The organism is Rhodanobacter sp. FW106-PBR-R2A-1-15 (genome assembly GCF_058789735.1).
This window is the reverse complement of the sequence record NZ_JBYTEM010000013.1, coordinates 1-17,282: the sequence shown is the minus strand read 5'-3', so window position 1 is coordinate 17,282 and position 17,282 is coordinate 1. Positions and strand designations below refer to the sequence as shown.

Genomic DNA, 17,282 nt, shown 5'->3' with positions numbered 1-17,282 from the left:
AGGATCAAGAGCGGCGTGTTTGATTTTGTCTGATTCGTCGAGACGAATCAGACCTCAGACCACACGCGCACGGAGCAGATCATGAATGTTCAGCGCGCCGACCACGCGCTGTTCGTCGTCGACCACCAGTAGCGCGTGGATCTGGTACTTCTCCATCAGTTGTGCCGCTTCCGCCGCCAGCTTGTCCGCGCCGATCGTCTTCGGGCCGCGGGTCATCAGCTCGGCGACGGTGGCGCCGCGCAAGTCCACGCCGTCGTCGTCCAGCGCGCGGCGCAGGTCGCCGTCGGTAAAGACCCCTAGCAAGCGTTGTTCGGCGTCGACCACGGCGGTCATGCCCAGGTGCTTGCGGGTCATCTCGACCAGGGCGGCGGTGAGGCTGGCGGCGGGGGAGACCCGCGGCACCTCGTCCCCGCTGTGCATCACGTCGCTGATGTGCAGCAGCAGGCGCCGGCCCAGCGCGCCGGCCGGGTGCGAGCGGGCGAAGTCGTCGGAGGTGAAGCCACGCGCCTCCAGCAGCGCGATCGCCAGCGCGTCGCCCAGCACCAGCGCCACGGTGGTGCTGGTGGTCGGCGCCAGGCCCAGCGGGCAGGCTTCGCTGGAGATGCTGCCGTCCAGGTGCACGTCGGCCTGGCTGGCCAGCGAGGAGGTGGCGCGGCCGGTGATGGCGATCAGCGGGATACCCTGGCGCTTGATCACCGGCAGGATGAACAGCAGTTCGTCGGTCTCGCCGGAGTAGGAGATCGCCAGCACCACGTCCTGCGGCAGGATCATGCCCAGGTCGCCATGGCTGGCCTCGCCCGGGTGCACGAAGAACGCCGGCGTGCCGGTGGAGGCCAGGGTGGCGGCGATCTTGCGCCCGACATGGCCCGACTTGCCCATGCCGCTGACCACCACGCGGCCACGGCAGCCCAGGATCAGCCGGCAGGCTTCGACGAAGGCCGGCCCGATCCGTGGCTCCAGCGCTTCGACGGCGGACGCCTCGGTGGCGATCACCGTGCGTGCGCTGCGGGTGATGGCGTCCGGATTCAGGTCGATCGGGGCGGGTGGGGCGATGCGTGCGTTCATGGAGGCTCGATGAAGGGGCGGACAGGTGCCCGGTGGGTCATGGTTGGCGGCCCCGCTCGGGCCGGCTGCAAGCGCGGTCATTTCTGCGCCCGCGGATTTCCATTACCATGACACGTCCGCATTTTAACGTCATAAGCCAGCGCATGGGTTCCGGCGGTAAGGGAATTCGCTGCCGGCTGCCCAGACTCCTGCATGGAACCCCTCCCGATGGACCCAGTCCGCATCCAGGCGATGATCGAAAACGGCATGCCAGGCGCCCAGGTGGAGGTCAGCGGTGCCGACGGCGTGCATTTCGAGGCCACCGTGATCGCCAGCCAGTTCGCCGGCAAGCTGCCGCTGGCGCGGCACCGGCTGGTCTACGCCACGCTGGGCGAGCTGATGGGCGGCGCGATCCACGCGCTGGCGCTGAAAACGCTGACACCCCAGGAGGCCGGGATTCGTGATTCGTGATTCGGGATTCGTGAAAGCCGAAATCCCGCCACCCTCTCGCACCCCTGCTGTTCCGAATCCCGAATCCCCAATCCCGAATCCCGTTCATCCAATGGCCAAAATCCTCATCAACGGCGGCGTGCCACTCCATGGCGAGGTCGCTATTTCCGGTGCCAAGAATGCTGTGCTGCCGATCCTCGCCGGCTGCCTGCTGGCCGACGAACCGGTCAGCATCGGCAACGTGCCGCACTTGCACGACGTCACCACCTTCATCGAACTGCTCGGCCAGATGGGCGTGCAGCTGGTGCTGGACGACCGCATGAAGATGCACGTCGATCCGCGCACCACCAGCACCTGCGTGGCGCCATACGACCTGGTGCGCACCATGCGCGCCTCGATCCTGGTGCTGGGCCCGCTGGTGGCTCGCTTCGGCCAGGCCGAGGTCTCGCTGCCCGGCGGCTGCGCGATCGGCTCGCGCCCGGTCGACCAGCACATCCGCGGCCTGCAGGCGCTGGGTGCCGAGATCACCGTCGAAAACGGCTACATCAAGGCGAAGGCGAGCCGGCTGAAGGGCACCCGCATCGTGATGGACATGGTCACCGTCACCGGCACCGAGAACGTGATGATGGCGGCGACCCTGGCGCGGGGCACCACGGTGATCGAGAACGCGGCGCAGGAACCGGAGGTGGTCGACCTGGCCCACTGCCTGGTCGCGATGGGCGCGCAGATCGAGGGCGCCGGTACCTCGACCATGGTGATCCACGGCGTCGAGCGCCTGCACGGCGCCGAGTACGAAGTGCTGCCGGATCGCATCGAGACCGGCACCTTCCTGGTCGGCGCGGCGATGACCGGCGGCAAGGTGCGCGCGCGGCATGCGCGCGCCAACACGCTGGACGCGGTGCTGGTCAAGCTGGAGGAATCCGGCGCGCAGATCTCCACCGGCGACGACTGGATCGAGCTGGACATGGGCGGGCGCCGGCCGAAGGCAGTCAGCATCAGCACCGCGCCGTACCCGGCGTTCCCCACCGACATGCAGGCGCAGTTCACCGCACTCAATTGCGTCGCCGAAGGCACCGGCGTGGTCACCGAGACGGTGTTCGAGAACCGCTTCATGCACGCCCACGAGCTGCAGCGGCTCGGCGCCGACATCCGCCTCGAAGGCAACACCGCGGTGGTGCATGGCGTGGCGCAGATGAGCGGTGCGCCGATCATGGCCACCGACCTGCGCGCCTCGGCCTGCCTGGTGCTGGCCGGGCTGGTGGCCAAGGGCGACACCGTGGTCGACCGCGTCTACCACATCGACCGCGGCTACGAGAACATCGAGGAAAAACTCGGCGTGCTCGGCGCGAAGATCCGTCGCCTGCCGAACTGAGCAGCCGGGATTCGGGATTGGGGATTCGGGATTCGGTCGGCAAGGAGGCGGATTCTCGCGAGAGCCCGCTTTTTGCGAATCCCCAATCCCCAGTCCCTAATCCCTAATCACGGCTCTGAGTAGCGCACCAGCTCCATCACCATGTCGCCGCCGTCGTGCTGCGACAGCTTCACCGGCAGCGGGTAGCGATCGGGCGCGTACCAGGCGCTGAAGCCACGGTCGGCGTCGGTGCGGTCGACCCGCTGGGCGTCGAAGCGACCGGCGGGCACCGTGATGGTTTCCCGGCCGGTCACCTTGAAGTTCTGCACCTGCACTTCCTGGCGCACCGCCACCGGCAGCGCGACCTGCTGCTTGCCGTCGCGCAGGGCCACGCCGAGCGCCAGCGCCAGGGTGTTGCGTTCGACCATGCCGGGGACGGCCCGGTAGCTTTGCGGGCCCTTGCCTTCGTCGACGCTGACCTGTTGCCTCGGCCAGTCGACCGCCAGCTGGCGCTGTTTCTGCTTGACCGCTGTCTGCATTCGGTAGTCGTAGCTGATCGCCTCCGGCACGTCGCCCTTCCAGCGGAAGCGCGAGTTTTCCGTGACGCTGGCAGCGAGCAGCGCGGCCAGCCCGCCGGTGCCCTTGACGTCCTTGCGGTAGATCCACTCGCCGTTGCCGGCTGCGTGCAGGCTCACCGTGGCCTGGCCCATCGGCTGACCGCCCTGCGACACGTTGTAGGTGGCGGTGAACGCCGGGGGCGCGGCGGCAGTGGCGGCGCCGGCGCCAAGCAACAGGCCGAGGCCGAGCAGGGAGGCGAGCAGGGATCGGATCGTCATGTGCCGAGTCTGCCCATGCGGGGCTGAACCGGTTCTAAGGCCGCTCTTGCCCGTCATTCCGCCTGACCAGCCTCCGGCTGTTGAAAAGCGCCTCACCGGGATCACGGCGGTTGTTCAGACCTGTCCTGAGGCTGCAGGCCGTGGTCGCCCAGCCGCAGCGGCGCCAGCAGCAGCTGGCCGTCGAAGCGCGGCGCCAGGCCGTCCCAACGCAGCCGCCCTTCGGTCAGCAGGCGCAGCACCGCCGGTAGCAGCCGGTGTTCCAGCGGCAGCAGGCGCTGGGCCAGGCGTTCCTCGTCGTCGCCGGCTTCGATCGGCACGCAGGCCTGCGCGATCACCGGGCCGCCATCCAGTTCGGCGGTGACGAAATGCACGCTGGCGCCATGTTCGGCATCGCCGGCTTCCAGCGCGCGGCGGTGGGTGTGCAGGCCGCGGTATTTCGGCAGCAGCGAGGGGTGGATGTTGATGATCCGGCCCACCCACGGCTGCAGCGCCTCGCCATCGAGCACCCGCATGAAACCGGCCAGTACCAGCCACTCGGCACCGCTGGCGGCGATGCGGGTGAACAGGTCGAAGTCGAACGCGCGCCGGTCCGGGTAGCTGCGCGGGTCGAGCGCCAGCGTCTGGATGCCGGTGGCTTCGGCCAGGCGCAGTGCGGGCGCGGCGGCCTTGTCGCTGCCGACCAGCACGAACTCGACCGGCAGTTTGCCGTGTGCGTGCGCATCGAGCAGCGCGGCGAGGTTGCTGCCGCGCCCGGAGGCGAGCACGGCAACCTTGGCAGGGGCAACGGTCATGGAGCGGTTCAGCCGATCTGCACGCGCTCGTCGCCGGCCGCGGGCACGATCGCGCCGATCACCGAGCTGGCCAGGCCGTGCTTCGCCAGCAGCGCGGAGGCGCCCGCCACCGCGTCGCGCGGCAGGATCACGGTGAAGCCGATGCCGCAGTTGAACGTGCGCCACATCTCCTCGCGCGCCACCTTGCCCTCGCGCATCAGCCAGTCGAACACCGGCGGCAGCACGATGGCGGACGCGTCCAGCGCAATGCCGAGGCCGTCCGGCACCACCCGGATGATGTTCTCCTTGAGGCCGCCGCCGGTGATGTGGGCCATGCCGTGTACCGGGATTTCCCGCAGCAGCTCCAGCATCGGCTTCACGTAGATCGTGGTCGGCGCCATCAGCGCGTCGACCAGCTTCACGCCGCCGAGGTCGAGGTCGAACGGGTTGCCGGCGCGCTCCAGGATCCTGCGGATCAGCGAATAGCCGTTCGAATGCGGGCCGCTGGAGGCCACGCCCAGCACCACGTCGCCGGCCACGATCGCCGCGCCGGTGAGCATCCGCGATTTCTCCACCGCGCCCACGGTGAAGCCGGCCAGGTCGTATTCGCCCGGCGGGTACATGTCGGGCATCTCGGCGGTCTCGCCGCCGATCAACGCGCAGCTGGCCAGTTCGCAGCCGGTGGCGATGCCGCCGACCACGGCGGCGGCGGTGTCCACGTCCAGCTTGCCGGTGGCGAAGTAGTCGAGGAAGAACAGCGGCTCGGCGCCCTGCACCAGCACGTCGTTGACGCACATGCCGACCAGGTCGATGCCGATCGTGTCGTGGCGGTGCAGCGTCTGCGCCAGCTTCAGCTTGGTGCCCACGCCGTCGGTGCCGGACACCAGCACCGGCTCCTTGTAGCGGCCGGAAAGGTCGAACAGGCCGCCGAAACCGCCCAGCCCGCCCATCACCTCGGGGCGGAAGGTGCGCTTGACCAGCGGCTTGATGCGTTCGACCAGCGCATTGCCGGCGTCGATATCGACGCCGGCGGCGCGGTAGGTGAGGGCGTCAGACATGGCGGGAACCGGCGTGGACGAAACGTGCAAGTTTACCAGCTTGCGGTGCCGTTGCCGGCCGCTGGCGCCGGGTTTGGTGACGGCCGCGATGGACGGAAGGGGGCGCGATTGGGCAGACTTCCGGCGAGCTTTCCCGGAAGATGCCACCCATGCGCCTGCCCCGCCCGTTGATCGTCACCCTGTTGCTGCTGCTTGCCGCGTTGCCCGCGGCGCGGGCGCAGGTCGCCAGCTCGCCGTATGCGGTGGTCGTGCCGGTGGCCGACACCAGCGACGCGCAGCGCGACCAGGCGTTCGCCACCGCGCTCGGCCAAGTGCTGACGCGGGTCGCCGGCGGCCAGGACCTGCGCAGCAACGCCGGCTATGCCGAAGCGCTGGGCAAGGCGGCCTCGATGGTGCAGAAGTTCCAGTACCAGCGTGCCGCGACTGGGCTGGTGCTGGAGGTGGAGTTCGAGCCGGGCACGGTGCGCCGGCTGGTGGCGAAGCTGGGCGTGCAGAGCGCTGGTATCAAGCCGCCGGTGCTGTTGCTGGTGCAAGGCAGCGACGGCCACCTGCTCGACCAGACGGCGTTGGCCAGCCTGGCCGCCGCCGCCGGCGCGCGCGGCACCAACGTGGCCTATCCCGATGGCAACCAGCCCGACCCGACCAAGGTCGCCGCCGTCGAGCCGGCCGCGCTGGCGGCAGTCAACCGGCAGTACCACACCGGCCTGGTGCTGCTCGGCAAGCTGCACAATGGCGGCGCGGACTGGACACTGATCTCCGGCGGCCAGGCGCAGCACTGGAGCGGCCAGGGCGCGAATGCGGACGCATTGCTGGGCGACGCCGGCAACGGCCTGGCCGACCGCCTCGGCAAGCAGTTCAATGTCATCGGCGCGGGCCCCAGCGAGGGCAAGCTGTGGGTCGGCGGGCTGGAATCGGCGATGGATTACGCCAATCTGGTGGCGATCCTGCAGGACGACCCTGCGGTGAAGCAGGTGCAGACCCTGGGCGCGCAGAACGACGGCGTGCTGCTGTACGTCAAGGCGTCCGCGCCGATCAGCGCGCTGGCCGCGAACCTCGCTGCCGGCGGCCACCTGCTGCTGCAGAGCGAAGCGCATCCGGGCGCCGACGTCAACCTGCGCTGGCTGAGGTGACAGGGTGAATCAGGACAAGGACCTTTCGCGCCGCTGGCAGCTGCTCGCCATCACGGCGGCCATCGCCTGGCTGGTCTGGCTGCTGGCGCCGGTGCTTATGCCGTTCGCGGTGGCCGCCATGCTGGCCTACCTGGGCGACCCGCTGGCCGACCGGCTGGAACGGCTGGGGCTGAAGCGGATGTGGGCGGCCACCATCGTGTTCGTGGTGATCATGGTCGTGGTGGTCGGCGTGCTGCTGCTGCTGATCCCGCTGATCGCGCGCCAGATCGAGAACCTGGTCAGCAACCTGCCGCGCTACGGCGACTGGGCGCAGAACACCGTATGGCCGTGGCTGCAGGCGCGATTGCACCTGGATCCACACACCTTCGACAGCGACCGCCTGCTGACCGCGATCAAGGAGCACATGGCCTCGATCGGCGGCGTCGCCACGGCGGTGCTGGGCAAGGTGTCGCGCGGCGGCCTCGGCATCGCGATGTGGTTGACCAACCTGGTGCTGATCCCGGTGGTGGCGTTCTACCTGCTGCGCGACTGGGACCGGCTGGTGGCGAAGGTCGACGGCATGTTGCCGCGCTCGATCCAGCCCACCATCGCCTACCTGGCCAGCGAGTCGGACCAGATCCTGGGCGCGTTCGTGCGCGGCCAGCTGCTGGTGATGCTGGCGCTGGGCGTGTTCTACGGCGCCGGCCTCAGCGTGGTCGGGTTGACCGTGGGCCCGCTGATCGGCATGGTCGCCGGCCTGCTCAGCTTCGTGCCGTACCTGGGCTTCATCATCGGTTTCGTCGCGGCGATCGTGGCGGCGCTGGTGCAGTACGGCGACTGGGTCCACGTGTTGCTGGTCTGCGGCGTGTTCGCGGTCGGCCAGCTGCTTGAAGGCTACGTGCTGGTGCCCAAGCTGGTCGGCGACAAGATCGGCCTGCACCCGGTGGCGGTGATGTTCGCGGTGCTGGCCGGCGGCTACCTGTTCGGCTTCCTCGGCGTGCTGCTGGCGCTGCCGGCGGCGTCGGTGATCATGGTGCTGCTGCGTTACTTGCTCGAACGCTACCGGTTGAGCGAGCTGTACAACGAGGCGGGGCCGGACGATCCGGTGATTGCCGAGGTGGAGCTGGCCGTGCATCGCGACGGCGCGGTCGAGGCCACGGTCGAGCCGCCGCAGGACGACCGGGCCGAGTCATGATCCCGCAGTTGCCGCTGGCTTTGCGCTGGCCGCGCCGCCAGCGCTTCGAGCATTTCCACGCCGGCGCCAACGCCGCCGCGCTGGCCGCGGTGCAGGCACTGGCGCTGCAAGCCGCTGCGCCGTGGGTTTACCTGCACGGCGCCGCCGGCAGCGGCCGCAGTCACCTGCTGATGGCCGCCTGCCAGGCCGCCAGCGCGGCGGGGCGACAGGTGCAGTACCTGCCGCTGGCCACGGTCGCTGATCACCCGGCGGCCCTGCGCGGCGTCGCCGGCGGCGAGCTGCTGGCGCTGGACGACCTCGGCGCCATCGCCGGCAAGCGCGACGCGGAGCACGCGCTGTTCGACCTCTACAACCGCGCAAAAGCCGAAGGCAGCGCGTTGCTGTTCGCCGCCGATGCGGCGGCGGCCCAGCTCGGTATCGAACTGCCCGACCTGCGCTCGCGTCTCGGCGCCTGCACTCAGTTCGCGTTGAAGCCGCTGGACGACGCCGAGCGCCGCGCGGTGCTGAAAGCGCAGGCCGCCGCGCGTGGCATCGAGCTGGACGACGGCGTGCTGGACTGGCTGTTCGCCCGCCACCCGCGGGATCTTGGCGCCTTGCTCGACCTGCTCGACCGGCTGGATGTCGCGTCGCTGGCCGCGCAGCGTCGCATCACCATCCCGTTCCTGCGCGGTTTCTTGCGCGAGGCCGCATCCTGAAACGATGAAGGCGCCCGCGGGCGCCTTCGCTGATTCGATCGGGCGAACCGCTCAGGCCTTGAGCAGCCCCGGTGTGGCGTGCTGGCCGACGGCGTCGGTCAGCGCCTTGGCCACGTTGAGGTTGCCGGCGATGAGGTTGCCGCTGGCCGGGATGCCGTCGCGGCCGGCGAAGTCGCCATAGCGGCCGCCGGCTTCATGCACCAGCAGCACGCCGGCAGCCATGTCCCACGGCTTCAGGCCGATCTCGAAGTAGCCGTCGTAGCGGCCGGCGGCGACGTAGGCGAGGTCCAGTGCGGCGGAGCCGGAGCGGCGGATGTCCTCGGCCTGGCCGAGGATGGCGCGGGTCATGTCGAGCTGCGCGTTGAGATGTTCGCGCTGGCGGAACGGGAAGCCGGTGGCGATCATCGCGCCGCCCAGGTTCTCGCGCTTGCCGACGCGCATGCGGCGGTCGTTGAGGTAGGCGCCGTCGCCCTTGCTGGCGGTGTACAGCTCGTCGCGCAGCGGGTCGAACACCACCGCGTGAACCGGCACGCCCTTTTCCAGCAGCGCGATCGACACGCAGAAATGCGGGATGCCGCGCAGGTAGTTGTGGGTGCCGTCCAGCGGGTCGATCACCCAGGTCAGCGGGCCCTTGCCGGTCGCGCCGCTTTCCTCGGCGAGGATCGCGTGGTCGGGGTAGGCGCGGCGCAGTTCCTTGATGATCTCCGCCTCGGCCAGCTTGTCGACCTCGGAGACGAAATCCATCTGCTGCTTCTCGACGACGTTGAGGCCGTCGATGCGGTTCATGTAGCGCAGGATCACGTTGCCTGCGGAACGAGCGGCGCGCGCCGCGATCGTGACGTGGGGTCGGGCCATGGGTTTCGACTTTGGAAGAGAGCGGGGCTGCGGCCGGCGATTCTAGCAGAGGCAGGTCCTGGCCGCCCCGCGTCCACTATCCTTGTCGACCCGAACCACCCATCCGCCCAGTGCATGACCGACCTTCACCACCTTGCCGCCCGCATCCGCTACGTGCTGGTGCGCACCTCGCATCCCGGCAACATCGGCAGCGCGGCGCGGGCGATCCGCACGATGGGCTTCGCGCGGATGGAGCTGGTCGCACCGCACCGTTTCCCTGATCCGGAGGCGAACGCGCTGGCCGCCGGTGCGGACGACGTGCTGGTCCACGCCGGCATCCACGGCGAACTCGTCGACGGCCTGGCTGGCAGCAGCCTGGCGCTGGGCCTGTCGGCACGCCGGCGCGGGGTGAATCTGCCGGAACTCTCGCCGCGCGAGGCGGCCCGGCAGGCGCTGGCGGCGGTGATGCGCGGCGAACAGGTGGCGCTGGTGTTCGGCAACGAGCGCACCGGGCTGGAGAACGAGGAGCTGGCGCGCTGCCACGCGATGGTGCGCATTCCCAGCGTGGACGACTTCAGCTCGCTCAACCTGGCGCAGGCGGTGCAGGTGATGGCCTATGAACTGCGCATGGCGATGCTCGGCGACGAACCCCCGCCGCCGCCGGAGCACGACGAGCCGCCCGCCGACGCGGCGCAGATGGAGCAGTTCTACCGCCACCTGGCGCAGACGCTGGACGACATCGACTTCCACAAGGGCCGCGAGCCCACCACCATCATGCTGCGGCTGCGCAAGCTGTTCCAGCGCGCCCAGCCGGACGCGCGCGAGCTGCGCGTGCTGCACGGCATTCTTGCCGATGCGCAGCGGATGGCGGGGCTGGCCAACGGCAAGTAGCCGGCTTCGGTAGGGCGGGCACTGCCCGCCGGCCTTTCAATATGCGGTGGGTAATGCAGGAGCGGCGGGCGGTGCCCGCCCTACGAACCTGCACGGCATCCTCGCCGATACGCAGCGGATGGCAGGGCTGGCCAACGGCAAGTAGCCGGCTTTGCTCCCTCCCCTGCGCAGCAGGGGAGGGCTGGGGTGGGGTGTTTTTTGCCAGGACGGTGCGAAGAGCTTCACCCCCTCCTGACCTCCCCCTGCGAGCAGGGGGGAGGGACCGGCCGTGCGGTCAGGGATGTTTGTCACTGCTCGTCGTCAGACAGTTCCAGCGACGGCGCCGGCGTCACCAGCAGCTTGTCGATGCGGGCGCCGTCCAGGTCGACCACCTCGAAGCGGATGCCGCGCCAGGCGAACATCTCGCCGGTCTGCGGAACGTGGCCGAGCGCGGTCATCACCATGCCGGCGGCGGTGCGGTATTCGTGCTCGTCCTCGCCGGGCAGTTCATCGATCTGCAGCAGCTCGCGCAGGTCGTCGGTGGAGAGGCTGCCGTCGACCAGCCAGCTGCCGTCGGCACGCCGCTTGATCGGGCTGTCCTCGCCGCTGCCGGCGTGGCCGATCTGGCTGGCGCCGACCACCGCCGCCAGCAGGTCGTTGACGGTGACCACGCCTTCGATGTCGCCGTACTCGTCGACCACCAGCGCCAGCGGCGTCTCGGCGTCGCGGAACTCCTCCAGCAGGTCCAGCGCGCGTGCGGTGGCCGGCACGAACAGCGGTTTGGCCAGGTGGCCGAACAGCTCTGGCGTGCCCTCGGCGAAGCTGTGCAGCAGGCGTTTGACCTCGACCACGCCGACTACCTTACTCTCGTCGCCGCGATACACCGGGTAGCACGAATAAGGGGTCGCGCGCAGCACCTCGATGTTTTCCTCGCGGGGCGCCGCGATGTCCAGCCAGGCGATGCGCATGCGCGGGGTCATCACGCTGTCCACCGTGCGGTCGCCCAGGCGCAGCACGCGGTTGACCATGTTGTGCTCGTCGGCGTCGAGCACGCCCTGCTCGGCGCTCTCGGCCACCAGCAGGCGGATCTCCTCCTCGGTGACCACGCCGCCTTGCGGGGTGGCCCGCAGCAGGCGCAGCAGCAGGTTGCTCGACGCATTCAGCAGCAGCACGAAAGGCGCGGTCAGCCGCGACAGCAGCAGCATCGGGATCGCCGCGTACGAGGCCAGTTTTTCCGGCGCCGACAGCGCCAACCGCTTGGGCACCAGTTCGCCGACCACGATCTGGATGTAGGAGATCAGCACGAAGCCCAGCACGATGCCGACGCCCCGTGCGTACGGCGCCAGCCACGCCAGTGGCGCGCTTTGCAGCAGCAGGGTGGAGATCTGGCCGCCGAGCGCGTCGCCGGCGACCGCGCCGGTGATCAGCGTCACCACGGTGATGCCGACCTGGATGGTGGACAGGAAACGCTCCGGCGCCTCGGCGTGCCGCAGCGCGGCGGCGGCCTTGCGGCTGGTCCGCGCCATCTGCTTGAGGCGGCTCTTGCGCGAGGCCACCAGTGCCATCTCCGACAGCGCGAAGAAGCCGTTGCAAAGGGTGAGCACGAGGACGAGCGCGATTTCGGTCAGCATCGCGGCGATGTCGGGGGAGGCTGCATGGGCACAGTGTAAGGGTTGCGTGGGCCGCCGTTCACGAGGGCATTGATGCGGGGCAACACGAGCGTCCTGTAATATTACTGTCATCCAACCCCTTCAGGCATGGCCCGGATGTTTTCACTGCAGACGATTTTCGGCAAAGGCGACAAGTTCTACGGCCTGCTCGAACAAAGCGCCGCCACCGTCTGCGAAAGCGCCGGCGCCCTGCACGAACTGCTGACCCGGCCCGACCAGGGGCCGGTGATGGCGGCCTTCACCGCCACCCGGGCGCGCGAGAAGGCGCTGGCTGCGCAGATCAGCGAGGAGCTGGTGAACACCTTCGTCACCGCGCTCGATCGCGAGGACATCGAGGCGCTGAATTCGGCGCTGTACAAGATCCCCAAGACCATCGAGAAGTTCGCCGAGCGCTACGAGATAGTGGCCGATCGCCTGGCCGGAGTGGATTTCGCCCAGCGCACGCTGGTGCTGCAGCGTTCCAGCGAGGTGGTTGCCGAGATGATCGGCGAACTGCGCCGCGGCCTGCGCATCGACCCGGTGAAGAAGCTGCAGGACCGCCTGCAGGCGCTGGAATCGGAAGGCGACCGCATGCTGCTGGCACCGTACCGCACGCTGTACACGGAAGGCGGCGACGCGATGCGGGCGATGCTGGCGAAGGACCTGTTCGAGCTGATCGAGAAGGCTATCGACAAGTGTCGCGACGTCGGCAACATCGTCTATTCGATCGTGCTGAAGAACTCCTGAGGTTACGCCCGTGACCTCGCGCCTTCCGTCCCGTCCGGCCGCGCTGCCGGCGTTGCGCACGTCGTTCCGCCCGATCGGGGGCCGCGCATGAGTATCGTCATCGCGGTGGTGGTGATTGCGCTGGTCTTCACCTACATCAATGGTTTCCACGACACCGCCAACTCGATCGCCACGGTGGTGGCGACCAAGGTGCTGTCGCCCGGCCAGGCGGTGCTGCTGGCGGCGGGCACCAACCTGGCCGGCGCGTTCATGGGCACTGCGGTGGCGGCCACCATCGCTTCCGGGCTGATCAACGCCGGGGTGATCGAGATGGGCTCGCAGCTGCTGGTCTGCGCGCTGCTGGCGGCGATCGTGTGGAACCTGATCACCTGGTGGCTGGGCCTGCCGTCCAGTTCGAGCCATGCGCTGATCGGTGCGCTGGTGGGCGCGGCACTGGCGGCTTCCGGCAACAATTTCGACGCGGTGGTCTGGGTCGAGGGCAGCGTGCTGAAGGGCCACGGCGTGGTGCCCAAGGTGATCATCCCGATGGTGCTCTCCCCGCTGGCAGGTTTCATCATCGGCTTCGTCCTGATGGGCGCGCTGTATGCGCTGCTGGCCTGGTTCGCGCGGCGGCAAGGCTGGCTGCGCCGCTTCGGGCGCACCCCGTTCGTCAATTTCTTCTTCGGCAAGGCGCAGGTCGTTTCAGCCAGCGCGATGGGCGTGGCGCACGGCATGAACGACGCGCAGAAGAGCATGGGCATCATCGCGCTGGCGCTGGCTGGCGCCACTGCGGCGCACCAGTTCGACCACCTGCCGGCGTGGCTGGGCTTCCTGCGCATCGAGGGCGACCCGGCCGGCGGCTTCGAGATCCCGGTGTGGGTGAAGGTAGTCTCCGCGCTGACCATGGCCGCTGGCACCGCCGGTGGCGGCTGGCGCATCATCAAGACGCTGGGCCACAAGATGGTCAAGCTGCACCCGATCAACGGCTTCGCCGCCGAGACCAGCTCGGCGGCGGTCATCCTGGTTGCCTCGGCATTCGGCATTCCGGTGTCGACCACGCACAACGTGTCCGCCTCGATCATGGGCGTGGGCGCGGCCAAGCGTTTCAACTCGATCCGCTGGTCGGTGGTCGAGCGCATGGTGTGGGCGTGGATCCTGACCCTGCCGGTCACCGCGCTGCTGGCCTACGGGCTGGTGGTGGTGTTCCGCATGGCGTCCTGAGGCATCATCCATCCGCCTGCGGAACCCGCTCGCGGGGCGATGCTCTACCGAATCCCGAATCCCGAATCCCGAATCCCGAATCCCGAATCCCGAATCCCGAATCCCGAATCCCGAATCCCGAATCCCGGCTCGCCGCGAGCGGGCTCCTACAGAGTGTCGTCGCCGGCACTGATCAGCCGCTCCAACTGGTCGCCGAGCACGCCCAGCTCGCGCACCACGCGCTGCAGTTCGGTGCGGTCGAGGAACTCGTAGGGGCGGTTTTCGCACAGGTGCAGGTAGGGCGCGCCGTCCAAGTCGGTCACCGCCAGAAAGCCGGTGCGCTGCTGCCAGTTGAAGCGCAGGCAGCGCACCGGGTCGGTGCCGGCGAGCGGACCGATCGGGGTGGATACGCGCAGATAGCGCAGCCCCGCTTCGTCTTCCAGTTCCGCCAGGTAGATGCCCTGGTAGCGGTTCGGCGCCAGTTTCAGATCGAAGCTGATCAGGTAAGGATCGTTCTGGCGCAGCTCGTGCAGGCTGCCGAGGTGGGAACGCACGGCTTCGAAGTGGCGCATGGCGGCTTCCTTCGACAAGGACCGGAAGCTACTCTGCCACGGATACCCGCTTGCGTCGCGTGAACCATGAATGAGGCCGCCGCCCGCATCTATGCCGCCATTGCCGCGATCCCGCGCGGCCGCGTCGCCAGCTACGGCGCCATCGCCGCCCGTGCCGGACTGCCCGGGCGGGCGCGGCTGGTCGGCCGGCTGCTGGGCGAGGTGCCCGACGGCATGGAATTGCCGTGGTACCGCGTGCTGCGTTCCAGCGGGCACATTGCGATGGCGCCGGGCAGCCGCGGTTTTCGCGAGCAGTCGCGCCGGCTGCGCGCCGAAGGCGTGGAGGTGAAGAACGGCCGCGTGCCGCTGTCGCGCTTCGGCCTGGATGGCGACCTCGACCACGCGCTGTGGGGCATGCCGGACGCCTGAACGGCGGTGCTGCCGACGAGTCGTCGCAGCTATTTCCGGCGGCCGGGCCGGGCCGGTTTGTTACCATGCAGCCGATGAAAGCCATAGAGCCTGCTCATGATCTCCAAGTACCCCGCGCCGGGAGCTGTTTGCGCGCAGGCCAAGGAAGAACGAGGGCACGCGGGGAGAGTCCATGGATGGACTCGGCTTTGAGGAGCGAGGAGTGGACGTCCGTCCACGACCGAGTGATGACGCCGGCATGCGCGCAAACAGACCCGGCCCTTCGGGTTGCCATCGAGTGGCCGCCAGGCGGCAGCGCGCGGCTTGACCTGACGGCCAGTCAGGCGCGGCGCCACGCACTACCACCTGGCGGCCACTCGATGGCAACGCGGGGCACTTGGAGATCATGAACAGGCTCTCAGCCCTCGAGCTGCTGCAAAGCATTTTCGGTTATCCCAGTTTCCGCGGCCAGCAGCAGGCCGTGGTCGAGCATCTTGCCGAGGGCGGCGACGCGCTGGTGCTGATGCCCACCGGCGGCGGCAAGTCGCTGTGCTACCAGATTCCCGCGCTGCTGCGCCAGGGCACCGGCATCGTGGTGTCGCCGCTGATCGCGCTGATGCAGGACCAGGTGGATGCCTTGCGCGAAGCCGGCGTGGCCGCCGCCTATCTCAACTCCAGCCTGGGCGCGGCAGCGCAGCGCGAGGTGGAGCGCCAGCTGCTGGCCGGCGAGCTGAACCTGCTCTACGTCGCGCCCGAGCGGCTGCTCACGTCGCGTTTCCTGGGCCTGCTGGAAAGCATCGAGGTGGCGCTGTTCGCGATCGACGAGGCGCACTGCGTGTCGCAGTGGGGCCACGACTTCCGCCCCGAGTACCGCGAGCTGGTGGTGCTGCACCAGCGTTTCCCGCAGGTGCCACGCATCGCGCTCACCGCCACCGCCGATCCGCGCACGCGCGAGGAGATCGTCGAGCGGCTGGCGCTGCAGGAGGCGCGGCGCTTCGTCTCCAGCTTCGACCGGCCGAACATCGGCTACCGGGTCGGCCTGCGCCACAACGCGAAGCGTCAGCTCGCCGAATTCCTGCAGGGTCACCGCGGCGAGTCCGGCATCGTGTACTGCCTCAGCCGGCGCAAGGTGGACGACACCGCCGCATGGCTGGCCGAGGCGGGCGTCGAGGCGCTGCCGTACCACGCCGGGCTGGACGCGGCCACCCGCGCGAAGAACCAGCAGCGCTTCCTGCGCGAGGACGGCGTGGTGATGGTGGCCACCGTCGCGTTCGGCATGGGCATCGACAAGCCCGACGTGCGCTTCGTGGCGCACCTGGACCTGCCGCGCAGCATCGAGGGCTACTACCAGGAGACCGGCCGCGCCGGCCGCGACGGGCTGCCGGCCGAAGCGTGGATGATCTACGGCCTGTCCGACGTGGTCACCATGAGCCAGATGATCGCGCAGTCCGAATCGGACGACGAGCGCAAGCGGGTCGAGCGGCAGAAGCTGGAATCGCTGCTGGCGTATGCCGAGGCCACCGACTGCCGCCGCCAGCTGCTACTGGGCGCGTTCGGCGAAAGCCACCCCGGCGCTTGCGGCCATTGCGACAACTGCGTCGCGCCGCCGAAGACCTGGAACGCCACGGTGCCGGCGCAGAAGGCGCTGTCGGCGGTGTACCGCACCGGCCAGCGCTTCGGCTCCGGCCACGTCATCGACGTGCTGCGCGGCGAGGAAACCGAGCGCGTGCTCGCCCTCGACCACCACCGGCTCAGCACCTTCGGTATCGGCGCCGATCTCGACGAGAAGCAGTGGCGCTCGGTATTCCGCCAGCTGCTCGCCGCCGGCCTGCTGGAGGCCGACGCCGAAGGCTACGGCACGCTGCGCCTCACCGCCGCCAGCCGCAGCGTGCTCAGCGGCGGCCGCCAGGTGAGGCTGCGCGAGGATGCCCGTCCCGAGCGCGCCAGCCGGCGCCGCCGTGACAGCACGCTGGTCACATCCGGTAAAGGCGGCGGCAGCCTCGGCATCGAGGCCTACGAACAGGACTTGTGGGACGCGCTGCGCACCTTGCGCACGCAACTGGCGAAGCAGCAGGGCGTGCCGCCGTACGTGGTGTTCCACGACGCCACCTTGCTGGCGATGCTGCGCGCCATGCCGGCCAACGAGGACGAGCTGGCCGGGGTCAGCGGCGTGGGCGAGGCCAAGCTCAAGCGCTACGGCCGCGACTTCCTGGCGGTGATCAACGCGCCCGCCTGAGCACCAGCAGCGTATCTTCTCCCGGCGCCAGTTCGCGAACCCCTGCGCCGTTCGACTCCCTCCCTTCAGGGAGGAGCTGGAGTGCGGTTGCGTGGGCCCCACGCTCCGCCCGCACCCTCATCCGCCCTCCGGGCACCTTCTCCCGGAGGGAGAAGGGAAAAGCCGGGGCTTGATATGGGCAGGGGGCACCGGAGACAGGAGTGAAGGTACGAGCAGGCTCTTGCGAATCCCGAATCCCGAATCCCGAATCCCGAATCCCGAATCCCGAATCCCGAATCCCGAATCCCGAATCCCGAATCC

Annotated in this window: 17 protein-coding genes; 10 read left to right on the top strand and 7 right to left on the bottom strand. The window is 69.2% G+C overall.

Annotated features, from left to right (window positions below; translation table 11 throughout):
• Positions 1 to 54: 54 nt before the first annotated feature.
• On the bottom strand, positions 55 to 1,065 hold the full coding sequence (locus AC3WTD_RS08680) for a KpsF/GutQ family sugar-phosphate isomerase (protein ID WP_027492606.1): 1,011 nt from the start codon (positions 1,063 to 1,065) through the stop codon (positions 55 to 57).
• A 207-nt stretch (positions 1,066 to 1,272) separates the two neighbouring features.
• On the opposite strand from AC3WTD_RS08680, the gene AC3WTD_RS08675 reads away from it, so the two are divergent.
• Positions 1,273 to 1,515: a BolA family protein gene (locus AC3WTD_RS08675; protein ID WP_027492605.1), complete on the top strand. Its 243-nt coding sequence runs from the start codon at positions 1,273 to 1,275 to the stop codon at positions 1,513 to 1,515.
• 91 nt (positions 1,516 to 1,606) lie between these two features.
• The gene (murA, locus tag AC3WTD_RS08670; protein WP_027492604.1) at positions 1,607 to 2,866 is read left to right on the top strand and encodes a UDP-N-acetylglucosamine 1-carboxyvinyltransferase; all 1,260 of its coding nucleotides are present in this window, start codon (positions 1,607 to 1,609) and stop codon (positions 2,864 to 2,866) included.
• Positions 2,867 to 2,973: 107 nt separating this feature from the next.
• On the opposite strand, the gene AC3WTD_RS08665 is transcribed toward murA, so the two are convergent.
• The 3 genes from AC3WTD_RS08665 to purM all read right to left on the bottom strand — a co-directional run bounded on the left by AC3WTD_RS08665 (position 2,974) and on the right by purM (position 5,509).
• Entirely contained in the window at positions 2,974 to 3,681 is a 708-nt protein-coding gene (locus AC3WTD_RS08665; RefSeq protein ID WP_492613546.1) for a DUF3108 domain-containing protein, read from the bottom strand.
• A gap of 101 nt (positions 3,682 to 3,782) precedes the next feature.
• A complete protein-coding gene (gene purN / locus AC3WTD_RS08660; protein ID WP_492613545.1) occupies positions 3,783 to 4,472 on the bottom strand; it encodes a phosphoribosylglycinamide formyltransferase in 690 nt (229 codons plus the stop codon).
• A gap of 8 nt (positions 4,473 to 4,480) precedes the next feature.
• Positions 4,481 to 5,509, bottom strand: a complete 1,029-nt coding sequence (gene purM / locus AC3WTD_RS08655) for a phosphoribosylformylglycinamidine cyclo-ligase (protein WP_492613544.1) — start codon at positions 5,507 to 5,509, stop codon at positions 4,481 to 4,483.
• 149 nt (positions 5,510 to 5,658) lie between these two features.
• Here purM and AC3WTD_RS08650 point away from each other — a divergent pair, with 149 nt between their 5' ends.
• Genes AC3WTD_RS08650 through hda form a run of 3 tightly spaced genes read left to right on the top strand, consistent with a single transcriptional unit; the run spans position 5,659 to position 8,508 of the window.
• A complete protein-coding gene (locus AC3WTD_RS08650; RefSeq protein ID WP_027492600.1) occupies positions 5,659 to 6,639 on the top strand; it encodes a DUF8605 domain-containing protein in 981 nt (326 codons plus the stop codon).
• 4 nt (positions 6,640 to 6,643) lie between these two features.
• Positions 6,644 to 7,813, top strand: a complete 1,170-nt coding sequence (locus tag AC3WTD_RS08645; protein WP_027492599.1) for an AI-2E family transporter — start codon at positions 6,644 to 6,646, stop codon at positions 7,811 to 7,813.
• Positions 7,810 to 8,508, top strand: coding sequence for a DnaA regulatory inactivator Hda (gene hda / locus AC3WTD_RS08640; protein ID WP_492613543.1), 699 nt, complete (start codon positions 7,810 to 7,812; stop codon positions 8,506 to 8,508). The genes AC3WTD_RS08645 and hda overlap by 4 nt, the downstream gene beginning before the upstream one ends.
• A 51-nt stretch (positions 8,509 to 8,559) precedes the next feature.
• Here hda and AC3WTD_RS08635 read toward each other — a convergent pair whose 3' ends face one another.
• Positions 8,560 to 9,363, bottom strand: coding sequence for an inositol monophosphatase family protein (locus AC3WTD_RS08635; protein ID WP_027492597.1), 804 nt, complete (start codon positions 9,361 to 9,363; stop codon positions 8,560 to 8,562).
• Positions 9,364 to 9,477: 114 nt separating this feature from the next.
• Here AC3WTD_RS08635 and AC3WTD_RS08630 point away from each other — a divergent pair, with 114 nt between their 5' ends.
• Positions 9,478 to 10,233: an RNA methyltransferase gene (locus AC3WTD_RS08630; RefSeq protein ID WP_492613542.1), complete on the top strand. Its 756-nt coding sequence runs from the start codon at positions 9,478 to 9,480 to the stop codon at positions 10,231 to 10,233.
• 287 nt (positions 10,234 to 10,520) lie between these two features.
• On the opposite strand, the gene AC3WTD_RS08625 is transcribed toward AC3WTD_RS08630, so the two are convergent.
• Positions 10,521 to 11,843 (bottom strand): hemolysin family protein, encoded by a 1,323-nt coding sequence (locus tag AC3WTD_RS08625; protein WP_027492595.1) that lies wholly within the window; start codon positions 11,841 to 11,843, stop codon positions 10,521 to 10,523.
• A 135-nt stretch (positions 11,844 to 11,978) separates the two neighbouring features.
• Here AC3WTD_RS08625 and AC3WTD_RS08620 point away from each other — a divergent pair, with 135 nt between their 5' ends.
• Positions 11,979 to 12,608 carry a DUF47 domain-containing protein gene (locus AC3WTD_RS08620; RefSeq protein WP_492613541.1) on the top strand — a complete coding sequence of 210 codons (630 nt, stop codon included), beginning with the start codon at positions 11,979 to 11,981 and terminating at the stop codon, positions 12,606 to 12,608.
• 87 nt (positions 12,609 to 12,695) lie between these two features.
• Positions 12,696 to 13,808 (top strand): inorganic phosphate transporter, encoded by a 1,113-nt coding sequence (locus AC3WTD_RS08615; RefSeq protein WP_027492593.1) that lies wholly within the window; start codon positions 12,696 to 12,698, stop codon positions 13,806 to 13,808.
• Positions 13,809 to 13,954: 146 nt separating this feature from the next.
• Here the strand turns inward: AC3WTD_RS08615 and AC3WTD_RS08610 are convergent, their stop codons facing one another.
• The gene (locus AC3WTD_RS08610; protein WP_027492592.1) at positions 13,955 to 14,359 is read right to left on the bottom strand and encodes a hypothetical protein; all 405 of its coding nucleotides are present in this window, start codon (positions 14,357 to 14,359) and stop codon (positions 13,955 to 13,957) included.
• 66 nt (positions 14,360 to 14,425) lie between these two features.
• On the opposite strand from AC3WTD_RS08610, the gene AC3WTD_RS08605 reads away from it, so the two are divergent.
• Both AC3WTD_RS08605 and recQ read left to right on the top strand, forming a co-directional pair.
• Positions 14,426 to 14,767 carry an MGMT family protein gene (locus tag AC3WTD_RS08605; RefSeq protein WP_027492591.1) on the top strand — a complete coding sequence of 114 codons (342 nt, stop codon included), beginning with the start codon at positions 14,426 to 14,428 and terminating at the stop codon, positions 14,765 to 14,767.
• 385 nt (positions 14,768 to 15,152) lie between these two features.
• Positions 15,153 to 16,982, top strand: coding sequence for a DNA helicase RecQ (recQ, locus tag AC3WTD_RS08600; protein ID WP_037089610.1), 1,830 nt, complete (start codon positions 15,153 to 15,155; stop codon positions 16,980 to 16,982).
• Positions 16,983 to 17,282: the final 300 nt, after the last annotated feature.